The organism is Bacillus sp. cl95 (assembly GCF_900115925.1).
Classification (GTDB): Bacteria; Bacillota; Bacilli; order Bacillales; family Cytobacillaceae; genus Neobacillus_A.
Genome location: NZ_FOYF01000004.1, coordinates 349,628 through 368,572, shown reverse-complemented (window position 1 = coordinate 368,572; position 18,945 = coordinate 349,628). Strand labels below are relative to the sequence as shown.

17 protein-coding genes are annotated in these 18,945 nt (G+C 41.3%); 15 read left to right on the top strand and 2 right to left on the bottom strand.

Annotated elements, in window-relative coordinates:
- Window positions 1–21: 21 nt before the first annotated feature.
- Window positions 22–1,569, top strand: a complete 1,548-nt coding sequence (gene pruA, locus BMZ31_RS13845; RefSeq protein WP_090832382.1) for an L-glutamate gamma-semialdehyde dehydrogenase — start codon at window positions 22–24, stop codon at window positions 1,567–1,569.
- Between the two features lie 56 nt (window positions 1,570–1,625).
- Here the strand turns inward: pruA and BMZ31_RS13840 are convergent, their stop codons facing one another.
- Window positions 1,626–2,471 (bottom strand): STAS domain-containing protein, encoded by an 846-nt coding sequence (locus BMZ31_RS13840; RefSeq protein ID WP_090832380.1) that lies wholly within the window; start codon window positions 2,469–2,471, stop codon window positions 1,626–1,628.
- A gap of 310 nt (window positions 2,472–2,781) precedes the next feature.
- On the opposite strand from BMZ31_RS13840, the gene nirB reads away from it, so the two are divergent.
- The 8 genes from nirB (at window position 2,782) to BMZ31_RS13800 (ending at window position 11,135) form a co-directional block, all read left to right on the top strand.
- Window positions 2,782–5,193 (top strand): nitrite reductase large subunit NirB, encoded by a 2,412-nt coding sequence (gene nirB / locus BMZ31_RS13835; protein ID WP_090832378.1) that lies wholly within the window; start codon window positions 2,782–2,784, stop codon window positions 5,191–5,193.
- A 24-nt stretch (window positions 5,194–5,217) separates the two neighbouring features.
- Entirely contained in the window at window positions 5,218–5,544 is a 327-nt protein-coding gene (gene nirD / locus BMZ31_RS13830; protein WP_090832377.1) for a nitrite reductase small subunit NirD, read from the top strand.
- 22 nt (window positions 5,545–5,566) lie between these two features.
- A complete protein-coding gene (gene cobA, locus BMZ31_RS13825) occupies window positions 5,567–6,997 on the top strand; it encodes a uroporphyrinogen-III C-methyltransferase (RefSeq protein WP_090832375.1) in 1,431 nt (476 codons plus the stop codon).
- Complete coding sequence (locus tag BMZ31_RS13820; protein ID WP_090832374.1) at window positions 6,994–7,677, top strand: sirohydrochlorin chelatase; 684 nt, start codon at window positions 6,994–6,996, stop codon at window positions 7,675–7,677. The genes cobA and BMZ31_RS13820 overlap by 4 nt, the downstream gene beginning before the upstream one ends.
- An 82-nt stretch (window positions 7,678–7,759) precedes the next feature.
- A complete protein-coding gene (locus BMZ31_RS13815; protein WP_254778815.1) occupies window positions 7,760–8,380 on the top strand; it encodes an NAD(P)-binding protein in 621 nt (206 codons plus the stop codon).
- A gap of 276 nt (window positions 8,381–8,656) precedes the next feature.
- Window positions 8,657–9,937, top strand: a complete 1,281-nt coding sequence (aceA, locus tag BMZ31_RS13810) for an isocitrate lyase (protein ID WP_090832372.1) — start codon at window positions 8,657–8,659, stop codon at window positions 9,935–9,937.
- A gap of 120 nt (window positions 9,938–10,057) precedes the next feature.
- Window positions 10,058–10,624, top strand: coding sequence for a YdcF family protein (locus tag BMZ31_RS13805; RefSeq protein WP_175478112.1), 567 nt, complete (start codon window positions 10,058–10,060; stop codon window positions 10,622–10,624).
- 58 nt (window positions 10,625–10,682) lie between these two features.
- The gene (locus BMZ31_RS13800) at window positions 10,683–11,135 is read left to right on the top strand and encodes a YueI family protein (protein ID WP_368086649.1); all 453 of its coding nucleotides are present in this window, start codon (window positions 10,683–10,685) and stop codon (window positions 11,133–11,135) included.
- Between the two features lie 117 nt (window positions 11,136–11,252).
- On the opposite strand, the gene BMZ31_RS20400 is transcribed toward BMZ31_RS13800, so the two are convergent.
- Window positions 11,253–11,402: a hypothetical protein gene (locus tag BMZ31_RS20400; RefSeq protein WP_175478111.1), complete on the bottom strand. Its 150-nt coding sequence runs from the start codon at window positions 11,400–11,402 to the stop codon at window positions 11,253–11,255.
- 189 nt (window positions 11,403–11,591) lie between these two features.
- Here BMZ31_RS20400 and BMZ31_RS13795 point away from each other — a divergent pair, with 189 nt between their 5' ends.
- The 6 genes from BMZ31_RS13795 (at window position 11,592) to BMZ31_RS13770 (ending at window position 18,850) form a co-directional block, all read left to right on the top strand.
- On the top strand, window positions 11,592–12,077 hold the full coding sequence (locus tag BMZ31_RS13795; protein ID WP_090832368.1) for an HIT family protein: 486 nt from the start codon (window positions 11,592–11,594) through the stop codon (window positions 12,075–12,077).
- A 65-nt stretch (window positions 12,078–12,142) separates the two neighbouring features.
- Window positions 12,143–12,436 (top strand): Asp-tRNA(Asn)/Glu-tRNA(Gln) amidotransferase subunit GatC, encoded by a 294-nt coding sequence (gene gatC, locus BMZ31_RS13790; protein ID WP_090832366.1) that lies wholly within the window; start codon window positions 12,143–12,145, stop codon window positions 12,434–12,436.
- Between the two features lie 12 nt (window positions 12,437–12,448).
- Entirely contained in the window at window positions 12,449–13,897 is a 1,449-nt protein-coding gene (gatA, locus tag BMZ31_RS13785) for an Asp-tRNA(Asn)/Glu-tRNA(Gln) amidotransferase subunit GatA (RefSeq protein WP_090832364.1), read from the top strand.
- A 13-nt stretch (window positions 13,898–13,910) separates the two neighbouring features.
- Window positions 13,911–15,338: an Asp-tRNA(Asn)/Glu-tRNA(Gln) amidotransferase subunit GatB gene (gene gatB, locus BMZ31_RS13780; protein ID WP_090832363.1), complete on the top strand. Its 1,428-nt coding sequence runs from the start codon at window positions 13,911–13,913 to the stop codon at window positions 15,336–15,338.
- Between the two features lie 276 nt (window positions 15,339–15,614).
- Window positions 15,615–16,628 (top strand): LacI family DNA-binding transcriptional regulator, encoded by a 1,014-nt coding sequence (locus BMZ31_RS13775; protein ID WP_090832361.1) that lies wholly within the window; start codon window positions 15,615–15,617, stop codon window positions 16,626–16,628.
- Window positions 16,629–16,753: 125 nt separating this feature from the next.
- Window positions 16,754–18,850 carry an amylo-alpha-1,6-glucosidase gene (locus tag BMZ31_RS13770; RefSeq protein WP_090832359.1) on the top strand — a complete coding sequence of 699 codons (2,097 nt, stop codon included), beginning with the start codon at window positions 16,754–16,756 and terminating at the stop codon, window positions 18,848–18,850.
- Window positions 18,851–18,945: the final 95 nt, after the last annotated feature.

The window sequence follows — 18,945 nt, the reverse complement described above, 5'->3', positions numbered from 1 at the left end:
TTATACATAGGAGGGGTTAAGTTGGTACAACCTTACAAACACGAACCGTTCACGGATTTTAATGTGGAAGGTGAACGTCAGGCTTACTTAAAAGCATTGGAAACAGTTAATGGTTACTTAGGTCAAGATTACGATTTAATCATTGGCGGAGAAAAGATTTCTACTGAAGAAAAAATTACTTCATACAATCCATCAAATAAAGAAGAAGTTATCGGCCGCGTTTCAAAAGCAAATCGCGACCTTGCAGAAAAAGCAATGCAGTCTGCTGTAGAAGCTTTCAAGACTTGGAAAAAGGTTAAGCCTGAAGTACGTGCAGATGTGCTATTCAAAGCAGCTGCGCTCATCCGTCGCCGCAAGCATGAGTTCTCTGCTCTTTTAACAAAAGAAGCTGGAAAGCCATGGAAAGAAGCTGATGCAGATACAGCTGAAGCAATCGATTTCTTAGAATTCTATGCACGACAAATGCTAATCCTTAAAGACGGTGTTAAGGTTGAAAGTCGTCCAAACGAATTCAATCGCTATGACTACATTCCATTAGGAGTAGGAATCATCATTTCTCCTTGGAACTTCCCGTTTGCAATTATGGCTGGTACAACAGTAGCAGCGATTGTAACAGGAAACACAGTTCTATTAAAGCCAGCTTCAACAACTCCGATTGTTGCAGCGAAATTCGTAGAAGTAATGGAAGAAGCAGGACTACCTAAAGGCGTTCTTAACTTCGTTCCAGGTAGCGGTGCTGAAGTGGGCGACTATTTAGTTGACCACAAAGACACTCGTTTCATCAGCTTCACAGGTTCACGTGATGTTGGTTTACGTATTTTTGAACGTTCTTCAAAATTAAACGAAGGTCAAATCTGGATGAAGCGTCTAATCGCTGAAATGGGCGGAAAAGACACAATCGTCGTTGATAGTGAAGCAGACCTTGAATTGGCAGCACAATCAATCGTGGCAGGAGCGTTCGGCTTCTCAGGACAAAAGTGTTCAGCATGTTCACGTGCGGTAATCGTTGAAGATGTGTATGACCAAGTGTTAAACCGAGTGGTTCAATTGACTAACGAATTAACAGTTGGAAATCCTGAAGAGCAAGGTACATTTGCTGGTCCAGTTATCGACCAAGCAGCTTTCAACAAGATCATGAGCTACGTCGAGATCGCAAAAGAAGAAGGCAAGATTGTTGCTGGTGGAGAGGGAGACGACTCAAAAGGTTACTTCATTAAGCCAACAATTGTTGCTGACCTTGATCCTAAAGCTCGTTTAATGCAGGAAGAAATCTTTGGACCAGTCGTTGGTTTCACAAAGGCTAAAGATTTCACGCATGCAATCGAAATTGCTAACAATACAGAGTATGGCTTAACTGGTGCTGTCATTACGAGAAATCGTGAAAAAATCCAGCAGGCACGCGAAGACTTCCACGTTGGAAATCTTTATTTCAACCGTAGCTGTACAGGCGCAATCGTTGGATACCAGCCATTCGGCGGATTCAACATGTCAGGTACAGATTCAAAAGCGGGCGGTCCAGACTACTTGCTTCTTCACATGCAAGCTAAGACTACTTCTGAAATGTTCTAATAAAGAGTATTTAAAAAACCTCCAATCCAATTGGAGGTTTTTTGTGTTCCTTTGAATTAGAGATGGTAATTGAGCTTTTTTAGTACCTTGCTTAAAGAATTCTCCGTGCGCACATTATTAAAATTAATTCCCAATTGAATGGCTGTTTGTGCTACTTCAGGGCGAATGCCGAGCAAGGTAGCTTCTACACCGATGAGACCTAGGGAATCGATAATCTTGAAAATCTGATGGGCAACCATTGTATCGACCATAACAACGCCTGAAACATCGATGATGAGATGGGAAAGCTTCAATTCCACACTTTGCTCAAGGGTTGATTCCAAAATATATTTGGCTCTGGTTGTATCGATATCCCCGATAATAGGCAGCAAACCAATTTCTTTGGAGAGTGGTATGACGGGAGTACTTAATTCCATGATCAAGGATGCTTGTGCATTCAAACGTGAAAGCAAGATCTCCATGAAATTAGCAGTGAATGTTTCCAATACATAATCCAACGTATAGTTGATTGTTTCTTCCCAAGCCAATATATCATCTACGTTAATTTCCAAATCCGTCTCTTTAATGAACTTCTTTATATATTCCCAATACACGCGGCGGAAGATGCCGGAGTTTTTAGCAACATCACTTAACGGTGTTTTAGAATTGACGCGGTGTGCTGCGGTTTGACTCGTCCAGTTTGAAATCGATTCCTTCATTTCGTTTTCTGTTTGCAAAAGAGACTTAGCCACAATCTTGACGTATAAAGTATTTTGTTCTGTTACTTGCTTTGCTCGTTCTATTGGAGCATCTGCAGAATAGTCCGATCCAGGTTTCAAATCTTGTCGTTTTTGCCAATCACCCGTGAAACTAACGGCGTTTTCAACTAAGTATTCATATAATGCTTTCGTTTTTTCGTTCATATTATCTCCTTCATTGCGGACAGGATTTCTTATACAAATTGTGTTGCAATAATAACCATTTGTCAAATGTAAGACTGCTGTTCACTGGAAATCAAAATGTGTACAAATCATCACAACAAAATGACAAAGATGTGAATTCATTCACATAGTTTGTTTTGGTGTGACGTACTTCACAAACACGAACGAATGTAGGGGATTACAATGTAAGCATATAGAAAACATATTTAAATAACGAGGTACGTGATGTGCTTTTTTTAAGACAATGATTGTGAAATATTGAGCAAACTAACACCTTTTAGGAGGATGAACAATGAACAAGCAAAAATTGGTCATGGTCGGAAATGGGATGGCAGGAGTACGGACGATTGAAGAACTAATCAAGAATGCTCCTGAGGCTTACGAGATAACGATATTTGGTAACGAACCTCACCCTAACTACAATCGCATCAAGTTGTCTAACGTTTTACAGGGTGAGGCTACATTTTCGGAAATTATCATGAACGAACTCGATTGGTATAAGAGAAATGATATTCAACTTTCAACTGGAGATGCTGTAAGTAAAATTGATCCAGAAAAGCAAGTAGTCTATACGGAAAATGGACAAATAGCTCCTTATGACAAGCTCATTTTGGCAACGGGTTCCAGCTCGTTTATTTTACCGGTACCTGGAGCTGCTAAAGAAGGAGTGACAGGTTTCCGAGATATTCTTGACACGGAAATGATGATCGAGGCGGCCAAGAAATATAAAAAAGCAGTGGTCATTGGTGGAGGCTTGTTGGGCCTTGAAGCAGCAAGAGGATTGCTGAATTTAGGGATGGAAGTGGATGTCGTTCACTTAATGCCTGACTTAATGGAGCGTCAGCTTGATCCTACTTCTTCCAATATGCTGAAAAAAGAATTGGCAGCACAGGGTATGAACTTTTTGATGGAAAAAGAAACGGTTGAAATCTTAGGAGAAAGCAGAGTCACAGGAGTTCGTTTTAAAGATGGATCCGAAACAAGTGCCGATCTTGTCGTAATGGCAATTGGCATCAAGCCTAACACGGTTCTTGCTAAAGATGCCGGCATCTATGTCAATCGAGGAATCGTGATCAATGATTTCATGGAAACAAGCATGAAAAATGTATACGCCGTTGGGGAGTGTGCGGAACACCGTGAAATCACCTACGGACTTGTTGCACCATTGTACGATCAAGCAAGAGTGCTTGCTGCCAAGTTAGCAGGTATTGATACAAAACCGTATGCAGGTTCTGTCACTGGAACTCAATTGAAGGTAGCAGGGGTAGATCTTTTCTCAGCAGGTGAAATATTGGACGATCCTTCAACAAAGGCAATCAAAATCCACAATGAGTTTGATGGAATTTATAAAAAAGTACTTATCCGCAATAATCAAATCGTAGGCATTGTACTTTATGGTGATACGAAGGACAGCACAAGGCTGTTCCGAATGCTTCAAGAAAAAGAAGATATCAGCGGTTTGACAAGCATGTCACTTTTGCCTCCGGCTGGTGGAGAAGGTGAAGCAATGAGTATTGCGGCGATGCCTGATAGCGAGCTTGTCTGCGGCTGTAATGGTGTGACAAAAGGAACGATCGTGGAAGCTATTCGTACAAACGAATTGACTACGGTTGAACAGGTTGGCGGCTGTACAAATGCAGGGCGTTCATGTGGACGTTGTAAGTCACTTATCTCTGATATTCTTGCACACACATTGGGCGAAGGATATGAAGCAGCTCCTCTCAAAACAGGAATTTGTGGCTGCACCGCCTTAAGTCGCGATGAAATTGTCGCTGAAATTCAGGAAAAGGGCTTAACGAGCATCAAGGAAGTCATGTACGTACTCGGATGGAAACAGGAAGAGGGATGCATAAAGTGCCGTCCAGCCATCAATTACTTCCTTGGAATGGTCAATATTGACTCCCATCGTGATGATCGCGATTCTCGCCTAGTAAATGAGAAAATGCATGCCAATATCCAAAAGGATGGAACCTACTCTGTTGTACCAAGGATGTATGGTGGCGTGACAAGTGCAGAAGATTTGAAAAAGATTGCCGCTGTAGCGGAGAAATATAATGTACCTCTAGTCAAACTGACTGGTGGACAGCGAATTGGCTTATTTGGAATCAAGAAAGAAAACTTACCTGACATCTGGAAAGATCTCGATATGCCTTCAGGTTATGCTTATGGCAAAACCTTACGAACGGTCAAAACTTGCGTGGGAGCCGAGTTCTGTCGCTATGGGACACAAAATTCGATGGCTCTTGGCATCGAGCTGGAAAAGAAATTCGAGCGTCTTGATACGCCGCACAAAGTGAAAATGGGTGTCTCAGCATGTCCGCGAAACTGTGCGGAAAGTGGCATTAAAGATATCGGCTTTATCGGTATCGACGGAGGCTGGGAAATTTATGTGGCAGGTAATGGAGGAATGGACCTTCGTGCCGGGGACTTGCTCATGACAGTGAAGACACAGGCAGAAGTGATGGAGATAACAGGTGCCTATTTACAATACTACCGTGAAACGGCCAATTACCTCGAAAGGACTTCTAAGTGGCTTGATCGTGTCGGTCTTGATCATGTAAAAGAAGTGCTTGCTGATGAAGCCAAGCGCAAAGCTTTAAACGAAAGGGTCGACAAAACACTTGAGCGCTATGAAGAGCCTTGGAGTGAAGCGGTCGAAAATCAAAACATTCAAGACAAATATTACACGACTCATAAACTATAAATCTAAGTCTAGGGAGTGAAAGTGATGTTAGGAACGATGACGAAAGTGGCTGCAACGACTTACTCTGAGATGCCATTTAGAACAGGAGTTGCCGTTCAGATTGGTAAGGAATCGATAGCTTTATTCAAGCTCACAAATGGCGAAGTGTGGGCGATAGAAAATCGCAGCCCCCATCCAAAAGGTGGGGTGCTGACAGAGGGACTTATCAGTGGCGAATATGTATTTTGTCCAGTCTATGATTGGAAAATCTCTCTAAGGGATGGGAAAGTGCAGGCACCCGATAAGGGACAGGCAAAAACGTACCCGGTATCAGTAGAAGAAGATACGGTTTATATATTGATAGAAAAGTAGAACCTGGAAGGATGAGGGCGAGATGAAGATGGGAAAAGTATTTCTTGTAGGAGCGGGTCCTGGTGATATAGGTTTGATGACGATAAAAGGGATGGAAGCAATGAAAGAAGCGGAGGTCATTTTATATGATCGCTTGGCTAACCCAAAATTGCTAGAGTTTGCCCCGGATGATTGCGAACTTATCTACTGTGGCAAGCTGCCAGACCGTCATACTCTCAGACAAGAAGCCATCAATGATCTCCTTGTAGAAAAGGCCCTATTAGGAAAAAAAGTTGTTCGTCTAAAAGGTGGCGACCCAGGCGTTTTCGGACGTGTCGGCGAAGAGGCCGCTGCTCTTGCTCAATACGATATCCCATTTGAAATTGTGCCTGGAATCTCTTCAGGCGTGGCAGCACCTCTCTATGCGGGCATTCCCGTTACCCATCGCGAGTACGCCGAATCATTTGCCGTTGTAACGGCGCATGACAAATCAGCGGAAGGAAAACCGCTGCTGGACTGGGAAGGTCTTGTTCGCGGAGTAGATACAATTGCTTTTTATATGGGAGTTGGAAACCTGCCTTTCATTTGTGAAAACCTTATCTCGCATGGGAAGTCTGCTTCCACTCCAGTCATTCTCATACAATGGGGGACATTTAGCCGTCAACAGACGCTGGAAGGAACATTGGAGGACATTGCTGCCGAAGCGGCTGCTGCCAATTTTCAAAACCCATCTATTATTCTAGTAGGTGAGGTCATCGCTTTGAGGGAAAAAATCAGCTGGTTTGAAAAGAAACCACTATACGGTCGTCAGATTCTATTGGCGCGTACTAGTACAGGACAAAGTGAACTCGCCAAAAAACTTGCACAAGATGGAGCTGATATCATTGAATTTCCGAAGTGGCGAAAAGAGATGGTACCCGTGAATCAAGATATTTTCAAGCGAATTCATCAATATGAGGGAATTCTGTTTACGTCGCCAGAAAGCGTGGAAGACTTTTTTAAAAGCATTTTTTCACTAGGATTAGATGTTCGTACGTTGAGAGCAAATTTTTACGGATCTTCTACTAAAAGTATTCGTGCATTAGGAGAGCGTGGATTTCTAGCTAAGCTAGTAAAGGAAATATCGGTGGAAGGTCAACTGTTAATCGTAGGTGACAGTGCTATATACTCTGCTGATCATGACGTATGGACGACCAGCATCAAAAAGTTGGACACTCAATACTTTGATATTTTTAAAAGAATGGTAGATGAAGCAGATTTGGATACAGTCATATTCCCGAGTTCTGCTGCTGTCACAGCATTCATGGAGGGATTAAGTGTTTGTGGAATGAACCGGGATGAGTTCTTGAATCTGAAAGTCGTTTGTATGGGAGAGAAGACGAAAAGGGCGGCAGCAACTTACGGCATTATTCCAAATGAGATGGCGATACAACCGACTAAACAAGGGGTAATGGAGGCGGTGTTGAATGGATGAAGGCGATTATTTATGTCGGGCATGGCAGCCGCTTAGCATCATCGAACGAAAAATTTAGAGATTTTATAAAAAAGGTAAAGATGAAAGTAGAATTCCCATTGCAGGAGCATGCGTTCCTTGAGAATGCTCGTCCTTCCATTGAGGAGGTAATTGACCGTTGTGTAAGAAAAGGAGCGACTAGCATCACCGTGATGCCTGTATTACTTATGCCTGGTGTTCATTCCAACGTTGATATACCATCCGAAATTGAAGCGGCTAAGGATACACATCCAAGGATTGAGTTCTGCTACGGGAGGCCTTTAGGGGCGGATTGGATAGTAGCTCAAATCATTAATGAACGATTGTTACAGTGTGGTTATGGTGAGAGAGAGAACGAATCAGTTTTACTTGTAGCTCATGGTAGTAGAGATTCGGAAGCAGCTGTTGAATTTGATAAATTGGCGGCGATGATTGATGGGGACGTTGTCACAGGGTATTTGAAGCAGTCTCCTTTATGGGAAATGAGGATAGCGGATTGCCGAAATAAAGTGTTTGTTTTTCCACATTTATTGTTCTTTCGAGAGTTAACGATCAAAAACAGTAGCGATCAAGTAGTGGTGATGTGCGATCCGCTTGGTTTGGATGAAAAATTGACCAATTTGGTTGTACAGAGAGTTTTCGAAGCAAGGGATGTTATCTAAAATAACAGGACATTGATCGAGTACTGTCACAAAAAGTACATTAACGTGAACGAATAATCTGCGCAGAAACGAGGTGCAATCGATGTATCCAATCATGCTCCAATTAAAAAATAAGAAAGTGGTCGTAATTGGAGGCGGAGCTATTGCCGAACGCAAAGTACTCGGTTTGCTTCCGGAAAAAGCAAAGATAACCGTCGTCAGCCCCACTGTAACAGCCGAATTATTGAAACTTGCGGAAGCCAAAAACATACAGTGGCATGAGAAAAGATTTCTCAAAGAGGACATTCAAGATGCCTTTCTCATTTTTGCTGCGACAGATGATCCAAGCCTAAATAGTGAAATCAAGCTTGCCGCAAAGGAGGGGCAACTTGTTTACATGGCGGACCATCCAGATGAAGCTGACTTCAAGAATCCATCACTATTAAAACGGGGTAGATTAACCATCACAGTTTCCACTGATGGTGCAAGTCCGATTTTAGCTAAAAAAATTAAGCAGCAACTGGAATCCCAGTTTGACGAACGGTACGAGAGCTATCTTGATTTTCTCTTTCAAAAACGCCAATGGATTTTGAAAGAGATTGAGAATCCTGCTTTAAAAAGAAAGCTTCTTATAGCAATTGCCCAACATGAATTTTTTCAGACAGACAATCGCGAAGCAGAATTTGAAGTTTTATATGGAGAGTTAAAGGATCATTTCCAGTAGAGAGATGGTCTTTTTATTTGAGTCGAAAATTTTTTGGATATTTTTATAATTTTCGGTTCACATTCCGAAAACTCTGTTATATAATACAAACATGTAAATTATAACTGTTTTATAACAAAGGCAACCGATTATATAAAACTTCTAAGTTGCTGTTATAAAACAGACCCACACATAGACCGGAATTTCATCTTCAAGAACAACAACGCTGCCAACATGATGTTGGGGCGAATCTGCCTGCGTCTTAAAATGTGATGACTATTTTAGGAGGAAAGAAGAATGAATGATGTTAGGGTAAAGCAGTTACAGGAAAGCTGGGAATTAGATTCACGTTGGAATGGGGTAAAGCGTCCATATACAGCAGAGGAAGTCATTAAATTAAGAGGATCAGTCGATATTGAGCAGACACTTGCTCGCAGGGGTGCAGAAAAGCTCTGGAAACTTGTGAATGAAGAGGATTTTGTCAATGCACTTGGTGCTTTAACAGGAAATCAAGCAGTACAACAAGTGAAAGCAGGATTGAAAGCCATTTACTTGAGCGGCTGGCAAGTTGCGGCAGATGCAAACCTTTCAGGAAATATGTATCCTGATCAAAGTCTTTACCCTGCAAACAGTGTTCCGAGTGTTGTAAAGCGCATCAATCAGGCGCTTCAACGTGCAGATCAGATCACACATTCTGAAGGAGATAATACAATCGATTGGTTCGCTCCGATTGTGGCAGATGCTGAAGCCGGGTTCGGTGGACAGTTAAACGTATTTGAATTGATGAAGGCAATGATTGAAGCAGGGGCAGCGGGTGTACATTTTGAAGACCAGCTATCATCTGAAAAAAAGTGCGGTCATCTTGGTGGAAAAGTGCTGTTGCCGACGCAAACAGCAGTCCGCAATTTAATTGCTGCTCGACTAGCAGCTGACGTGATGGGAGTCCCTACTCTAGTAGTTGCGCGTACAGATGCGAATGCGGCAGATTTGATTACGAGTGATGTCGATCCATACGATGCACCGTTTATCACTGGAGAACGGACTACAGAAGGATTTTTCCGTGTGAATGCAGGTCTTGATCAGGCTATCTCAAGAGGATTGGCATATGCACCTTATGCTGACCTTGTGTGGTGTGAAACTTCAGAGCCAGACTTGGAAGAGGCAAGACGATTTGCCGAAGCTATTCATGAGAAATATCCTGGCAAGTTGCTGGCCTATAACTGTTCGCCTTCTTTTAACTGGAAAAAGAAACTGGATGATGACACCATTGCAAAGTTCCAAGTGGAACTCGGTAAGATGGGCTACAAATTCCAGTTCGTTACATTAGCAGGCTTCCATGCTCTCAATCATAGTATGTTTGAATTGGCACGAGGCTATAAAGATCGCGGTATGGCTGCCTATTCTGAACTGCAGCAGGCAGAGTTTGCTAGTGAAGTAAATGGCTATACAGCTACTCGCCATCAGCGTGAAGTAGGAACAGGTTATTTCGATCAAGTATCCATGGTCATCACGGGTGGGACTTCATCTACAACTGCATTAAAAGGTTCCACGGAAGAAGCCCAATTCCACGAAAAATAATTCCGTAAAACAGTGTTGCTTCAATCAAAGAAGCAGCACTGTTTTTATTTATTGACATAGAATTTTCTTTATCACACAGTTTATTCTAAGTGGTACAATTTGGATAAGAGGTGAGAGGGTTTGAAAAAAATCATTCTAGGGATAGTCGGATTAGGATTCATCTATGTCGCTGTACTGCATTTTCAAATTGTGCAAGCTAGTAAGGGAGACGTTCCGGAAAATGCTGATTACATGATTGTTCTTGGGGCAAGAGTGAAGGGGACGGTTCCTTCTCTAGCTTTAAAATGCAGAATTGATGCTGCGGCTGAATATGCAAAGAAAAATAAGAAAACGATCGTGATTGCATCCGGAGGAAAAGGACCCGGGGAAGAAATCTCTGAGGCAGAATCAATCAGAAGAGAATTATTGAAACAAGGAATAGAGGAATCGCGAATTATTCTCGAAGATGAGTCGACTGATACATATGAAAACGTTGAAAACTCCAAGGCTTACATACCAGACGAAGCAAATAGCGGTATCTTAATTACAAATGACTTTCATATTTTTCGTGCAGTTGAAATTGCAAAAGACAAGAACCTAGAAGTGGTCGGATTACCGGCAGAAACCCCATTAGTGGCTGTTCCAAAATCGTACATTCGCGAATATATGGCGATCACTAAGTTCTATTTGAAGAAGTATTTCTTTTAAAGACACCCTTTTGGGGGAACTATCATACATAATAGTAGTTTTTTCGAAGGGAGTTTGCATGATGAACAAGCAGAATGTTGATGAAATCTTGCAGCAAGGTATACACGGACCTAAAGAAATCAATCCAGATGAGCGAAGAAAATACTTGGGGACTATTCGGGAACGGATTGTTGCTGTCCTAACAAAAGCTCAAGTTTATGAAAAGGGAACATATACTGAGATCGAAACGTTGATGAAAGAAAACGGTGGAGCCCAAGTCCTCTTAAATGGAAATATGGGCTACAACAACTTGGCAAAGTATGTGAAGCTCGCGAAGAAATATAAATTACCGTATAAAATGGTGACCAATCAAGAGCACGATAGTGACATAGGGCTAGTTCTGGCATATGATCATGCGATTGATAAAGAAAATATTGAAATTGTAAAAAAGACACTTGGAGAGCAGTCGATAAAAAAAACCGAAAATAAAAAAGGGTTATTCTCATTCCTTGGGAAGATGTTCCACCGATGATTTTGCAGAATGCTTCGGAGTGCCTTTTTTAATTAGATAAGAAAGAAATTTAACGGAGATAGCTTTCTAGCTACAGCGCCCAGCCCATTGGGGTTGTTTCCTAAAGCCGAAACAACCTTAATTGTTTTCTAAAGCCAAAACAATTTTGGTCATAAGCCAAATCACTTCAGAAATCAGGACAAGGAACGCTTCGGCAGCATCATCATCGCACGAAGAAAAGGCGATAGCCTTTTCGAGGATGAACTTCGTGATTCGGGGGCTTAACATAAAGGAAAGCTCCTTGGAAAAACATCGCAGGCACAAGTGTTTTTCACTTGTGCCGAGGGCGCTTGCGTTTTTCTTATAAGGGACTCCGTAGCAAACTTTTTTTCATTTTGTAGACATATATCTAAAAACTCTATTTTTTCCGAAAATAGAGTTGTATAATAGAAAAAATGTCTAAAAGAGGGATATAAAATGCGAAAAATTCAGTTTGCAGATGGAAGAGAAGTTGAAACAAAGTGTTTGAGTTGTTCTGTCGCCAATGGCTTAGTGGAAGCAACCGGAGGGGTCATCAAGGAGACGCCTTTTTTTCATGCCCATCAAGATATTGCCTATCCGATTCCAGGATTGGTTATTTTGGCCTCAAAACGACATTTCTACAGTATGGATGAATTGACCGACGAAGAAGCGGAAGATTATCTGCAACTGATTCGCAAAATTCGTTCTGCCCAAAGAAAAGAACTCGGGATTGAGCATGTTTACTATTTTTACAATGAAGACACGACCCATCATTTCCATCTTTGGATGGTGCCAAGATATGAATGGATGTACGAATTAGGGAGATCGGTGGAGAGTCTGAGGCCTGTCCTGATGTATGCACGTCAGCATCATGCGGATCCGGAAAATATTGAAAAAGTAAAGGCTGCAGTAGATGTACTAAGAGAGTCTCTTGATCGTTGATTTAAAGCGGAAAAGTTTGGTATGATCGTTATTAATATTTATAGTACTTGATGGAGGTGTACGCAATGTCGAGAATTTCACTGGAAGAAGTAAAACATGTAGCCAAGCTGGCTAGATTGGCTATTACAGATGAAGAAGCAGTAGAATTTACGAAGCAGTTAGATGCGATCATCTCTTTTGCTGATGAATTGAATGAGTTGGATACTGAGAATGTAGAACCAACTTCACACGTTCTGGATATGAAAAATGTCATGCGTGAGGACGTTCCGCAAAAAGGATTGCCGAGGGAAGAGGTACTGAGAAACGTACCTGAGCATCAGGATGGACAAATCAAAGTTCCGTCTATTTTAGGTGAATAAGGGGGAACGAAAGTGAGTTTATTTGACCATCGTGTATCTGAGTTGCACGAATTCATACATAAAAAAGAATTAAGTGTGAGTGACCTTGTTAATGAGTCATATAAGAGAATTAGTGAAGTAGATTCAAAGGTACAAGCGTTCTTGACGCTAGATGAAGAACGTGCCCGCCAAGCAGCTGCCAAAATGGATGGACAATCTGATATGGAAAGTCTTTTATTCGGTATGCCAATCGGATTAAAAGATAACCTCGTTACAAAGAACTTACGAACAACTTGTGCGAGTAAAATCCTTGGGAATTTTGATCCTATTTATGATGCAACCGTTGTAAACAAGTTGAATCAAGCTGGAACGATTACGATTGGAAAATTAAATATGGATGAGTTTGCGATGGGGTCTTCCAATGAGAACTCGGCATTTCAGCAAACGCGTAATCCTTGGAATTTAGAAACGGTTCCTGGTGGATCTTCAGGTGCATCAGCTGCGGCGGTTGCTGCAGGAGAAGTTCTTTTTTCATTAGGATCTGATACAGGAGGATCCATCCGCCAACCTGCATCTTTTTGTGGAGTGGTTGGTTTAAAGCCTACGTACGGACGAGTTTCCCGCTTTGGACTTGTGGCGTTTGCATCCTCGCTTGATCAAATTGGTCCGATTACTAGAACGGTAGAGGATAACGCATTTTTGCTAGAAGCGATTTCGGGTATTGATCCAATGGATTCAACTTCAGCAAATGTACCTGTACCCAAATACCGTGAAGCATTAACGGGGGATGTAAAAGGACTTCGTATTGCTGTACCAAAGGAATACCTCGGAGAAGGTGTAAATGAAGCTGTCAGACAGTCTGTATTAGAAGCATTAAAGGTTCTTGAGGGTCTTGGAGCGACTTGGGAAGAAGTTTCACTACCGCATTCTAAGTATGCGCTCGCAACGTATTATTTATTGTCTTCTTCGGAAGCTTCGGCAAACCTGGCGCGTTTTGACGGAGTTAGATTTGGCTATCGTACACAGAATGCCGAAAACTTGCTGGAATTGTACAGCAAAACACGCGCGGAAGGCTTTGGTGACGAAGTGAAACGCCGCATCATGCTTGGAACATTTGCTTTAAGTTCTGGTTATTACGATGCTTACTATAAAAAGGCTCAGAAAGTTAGAACTTTAATCAAGCAGGATTTTGAACAAGTATTTGAAAAATATGATGTCATCGTTGGACCGACAACACCAACGCCAGCCTTTAAGCTAGGTGAGAAAACGAGCGATCCTCTGACGATGTACGCAAACGATATCTTAACGATTCCAGTAAACCTTGCAGGTGTGCCTGGAATATCAGTGCCTTGCGGTTTTGAAAACGGGCTGCCACTAGGCTTGCAAATCATTGGTAAGCATTTCGATGAGAGTACGATTTATCGTGTCGCCCATGCTTATGAACAGGCAACTACATTCCATAAACAGAAACCGGCATTGTAAGGGGGGGAACAAGATGAAATATGAAACAGTCATCGGACTGGAAGTTCATGTGGAGTTAAAAACGGAATCTAAAATCTTTTCGGCGAGTCCTAACCACTTCGGAGCAGAACCGAATACGAATACAAGCGTCATCGAACTCGGTTACCCTGGAGTGTTGCCAGTATTGAACAAGAAGGTGGTAGATTATGCCATGAAAGCGTCAATGGCGCTTAATTGTGAAATCGCCACGCATACAAAGTTCGATCGCAAAAACTATTTTTATCCAGACAATCCAAAAGCCTATCAAATCTCGCAATTTGATAAACCGATTGGAGAAAATGGCTGGATTGAAATTGAAGTGGATGGCTATAAAAAGAAAATCGGCATCACCCGTGTACATATGGAAGAGGATGCAGGAAAGCTTAATCATGCTAAAGGCTACTCTCTTGTAGATTTAAACAGACAAGGTACACCATTGATCGAAATTGTTTCTGAACCTGATATTCGTACTCCGAATGAAGCGTACGCGTACTTGGAGAAGCTGAAATCTATTATTCAATACACAGAAGTGTCCGATTGCAAGATGGAGGAAGGTTCTCTTCGTTGTGATGCCAATATTTCTCTCCGCCCAGAAGGCCAAGAGGAATTCGGCACAAAAACGGAATTGAAGAACCTAAACTCATTCAACTTTGTCCGTAAAGGGCTTGAGTATGAGGAGAAGCGTCAAGAGGAAGTGTTGCGAGGCGGCGGAACTATTGGTCAGGAAACACTTCGTTATGATGAGGCGACCAATACAACGATTCTTATGAGGGTAAAAGAAGGTTCTGATGATTATCGCTATTTCCCTGAACCGGATTTGCTCGATCTTTATATTGATGAGGATTGGAAAGCACGCATTCGTGCTGAGATTCCCGAATTACCTGACCAACGTCAAAAACGCTACGTTGAAGAACTTGGACTTCCACCATATGATGCCGCTGTTTTGACAGCAACGAAGGAACTTTCCGATTTCTTTGAGGCAACCATAAAGGCTGGAGCTGAGGCGAAGCAAGCTTCAAACTGGATTATGGGAGAGGTTTCAGCTTACTTGAATGCTGAACAAAAGGAACTTGCAGATGTCGCTCTTACACCGGAAGGGTTAGCAGGAATAATTAAACTCATCGAGAATGGTACAATCTCAACGAAAATTGCTAAAACAGTCTTTAAAGAACTGATTGAAAATGGTGGCGACCCTGAGAAAATTGTCAAAGATAAAGGGTTGGTTCAGATTTCCGATGAGGGTGCATTATTGAAAATCGTTGCTGATGTGCTTGATGCAAACCCGCAATCAGTTGATGATTTCAAGAATGGAAAAGACAAGGCAATTGGATTCCTCGTTGGACAAATGATGAAGGCGACAAAAGGACAAGCGAATCCTGGCTTGGTAAATAAGTTGCTTATGCAGGAAATAAAGAAACGTTAAACCGAGTTGTAATGATAGGGAAAGCCGGCAAGATACGACATCTGCCGGCTTTTTTGTTGATGCGAGTGCGACAGATTTTTCGGTATTTCCCGGGAAAAAATCTAGTAATCTCAAGGATTTCATCTTACTTTATTCAAACGTTCGATTAAATTGGAGAATGTCGAAATATGTTATTTTTTAAGGAAGAATAAAGATAGAAAAAAGTTGAAATCGTTTTCAATAGCGAGTATTATACAAAGTAACAAGATATCCGAAACGTTTTGGAGGAATTTCTATATGAGTACAATTAAAGATATTGCCAAGGTGGCTGGGGTTTCTGTCACTACGGTTTCCAGAGCGTTGAATGGATACTCAGATGTAAATGAAAAAACTAGACAAAAAATTGTACGAGTGGCAAAAGAACTTAATTATAGTCCAAACACAATTGCAAGAAGTCTTGTAATGAACAAATCGAAAACGATTGGTTTGTTGGTTTCAGGATTGAATAAGGCCAGTGTGAAGGATAATATTACGTTCGAGGTACTCTCCGGTATCAATGTTTTTACTGGAGGTTCTGATTATGATTTGGTCTTATTTAGTACTACTTCAACTAAACAACGGGAAAAAACATATTCCCAACTCTGCAAGGATCGAATGGTCGATGGTGTGATTGTTCAAGGTATCCGGACAGATGATCCTTATTTAAAAGAAGTAATCGAAAGCAATATACCATGTGTACTAATCGATATCCCATTTGAATCCGACATGATTGGCTATGTAACCACAGATAATCTACTAGGTGCGAAAAAGGCTGTTAACCATTTAATTGACCTTGGGCATACGAAAATCGCCATGATGAATGGCCATGAATATGCATTTGTCAGCCAGCGCAGATTAGAAGGATACCGGCAGGCTTTAAAAGAGAATGGAATTGATGTCAAGTCAGAATGGATTGCAAATGGAGAGTTTAGCGAGGAAATTGCTGAAACGCAAGCAGAAGAATTATTTCGTACTCATCCAGAAATCTCCGCAATTTTCTGTGCAAGTGATCTTATGGCTCTCGGTGTCATGAACGCTGCAAAAAAGTTGGGATTAAATATCCCAGATCAACTTTCCATTGTTGGCTATGATGACATTATGCTAGCATCTTATGTTTCTCCTAAGCTTACAACGATTGCTCAGAATAAATTCGAAATGGGATATCAAGCTGCTAAACTTTTGGTCAATATGCTAGAAGGAAAAGAAGAAGGGCACTTAGTCAATTTGGACACGGAGTTAAAGGTCAGAGAAACTACGAAGTTACTGAAATAGTGGTCGAAATATCAGACTATTTCTTTTTCATCAAAAACCGAAACGTTTCGGAAAGGAGTTTTTCCTTTCCAGGAAGCTGTTATTTTTTTATGTTTTATCCGAAACGTTTCGGATAGGAGGTCATTATGGATTATAGAGTTATAAAGGAAAATGATTTGTTTCTTTTGACAGATTCGAAGGGAAATATATCAATGAACCATCCATATGGAATGGGGTTGTACAAAAAGGATACAAGATTCTTAAGTAAATTGGATGTCAAAATAAATAATGAAGAACCCATTTTACTCTCATCAGATGCGAATGAGAATTATGTGGCAAAAATCCTTTTAACCAATCCTCATATGGAAAAGGATGGCGAGCTCATCCTTTGGCGTGAATCAGTAGAAATTGAAAGAAAGAGATTCATTACCGAGGACATTTTATATGAAACTATTAAATTAAAGAATTATTTCCCTAAAGCTGTTTCCTTCGATGTGACTCTTGAAATGGAAGCTGATTTTGCAGACATGTTTATTGTTCGTGGCTTTCATAATGGAAAGATTGGCGAGCGAACAGGGCAAAAAGTAGAAGGAAATGGTATCACTTTTGAATATATGGGTGCTGATGATGTATATCGAGCGACCAAAATCAGTTGGAACCAAAATCCTAAAGAAGTAAAAGAACATGGTGAAATCACTTTTCATATTACGCTCGGACATCTTGAAGAGCATGAAATCACATTTACTATACAGCCTCAAGTAGGTAATGAAGAAATCCAAATTGCAGCTGATCCAAAAGAGGCGTTCGAACTGCTCAAACAATCTTATGAGAATTGGGAAAATAGCATTACAAAAGTAAGTACAGACTACACTCCTCTTCAAAAGTTGACGGATAGAGGGATTGGCGATTTACGTGTCCTGCTCACAGATTTAGGATATGGGCAATTTCCTGTCGCAGGTCTACCGTGGTTCGGCGTTCCATTTGGACGAGATAGTTTAATAGCTGCTATGCAAATGCTTGCATTCAAACCAGAAATCGCCAAAGGTACGCTACGGACAATGGCGAGTCACCAAGGAAGAAGCGTTAACCCTTGGAGAGATGAACAGCCAGGGAAAATCATGCATGAATTACGGTTTGGTGAACTTGCTAATACGAATCAAATTCCGTTTTCACCTTATTATGGAACCATTGATGCGACCCCGCTTTTCCTTGTATTGCTTGTAGAGTATGTGAAATGGACGGGTGATTTCAATATTGTTGATGAATTACATGAAAACATAGAGGCTGCTCTTAAGTGGATTGATCAATACGGCGACCGAGATAGCGATTTATTTGTTGAGTACCATCAGGAATCAAGTAAGGGAATTGCAAACCAGGGATGGAAGGACTCTGGTGACTCGATAGTTCATCGGAACGGAGAATATGCAAAGACTCCAATCGCACTAAGTGAAGTACAAGGATATGTTTATCAAGCAAAATATGGTTTGGCAGATATTTTTGAAGTAAAGGGTTCACTTGAAGCAGCTGAGAAGTTAAGGAATGAAGCGCAAAAGCTGAAAGTGAAATTTGAAGAAGAATTTTGGATGGAAGAGCAAAAGTTCTATGCAATTGCTCTTGACCAAGATAAGAAGCAAGTTGGTACAATAACTTCCAACCCGGGCCATGTACTGTTTTCCGGAATGTTGGATGCTAACAGAGTCGATGATGTTACGGATATGCTCATATCGCCTAAAATGTTTTCAGGTTATGGAATCCGGACAATGGGAGCAAACGAAGCTGGTTACAATCCAATGAGCTACCATGACGGCAGTATTTGGCCGCATGATAATAGCATGATTTTGCTCGGTATGAGCAAGCAGGGAAAGAAGGAAGCTGCTAATAAGGTAATTTCTGGTCTTATTCAGTCATCATTCTACTTCGAGTATGAACGACTACCAGAATTATTTTGTGGTTATGACAGCTCAATTGGGAAAGCCGTTAAATATCCGGTTGCATGCTCACCGCAGGCATGGGCAGCTGGAACTCCGCTTGTATTTATTCAGAGTTTGCTTGGGCTATTCCCTAACAGTCTGAAGAAAGAAATCACACTTTCACCTGTATTGCTTGAAGAAATGAATATGCTTTCTGTCCAAGATATTAAGATTGGTTCTGGGTATCTCTCAGTAACGATATCACGTACAACTAGTGGATTAAATGTTTCGATAGAGAAGAATACTTCTGGTTTTAAAGTTGTAACAAATTGAAATGATCTTCGGTGGATGAACTCCACATGAGATATAGAAGTCTGTGGCAACAGTTTCTAAGTTCCTTGAGATGATCAAAACTTTTTCAAAAAGAG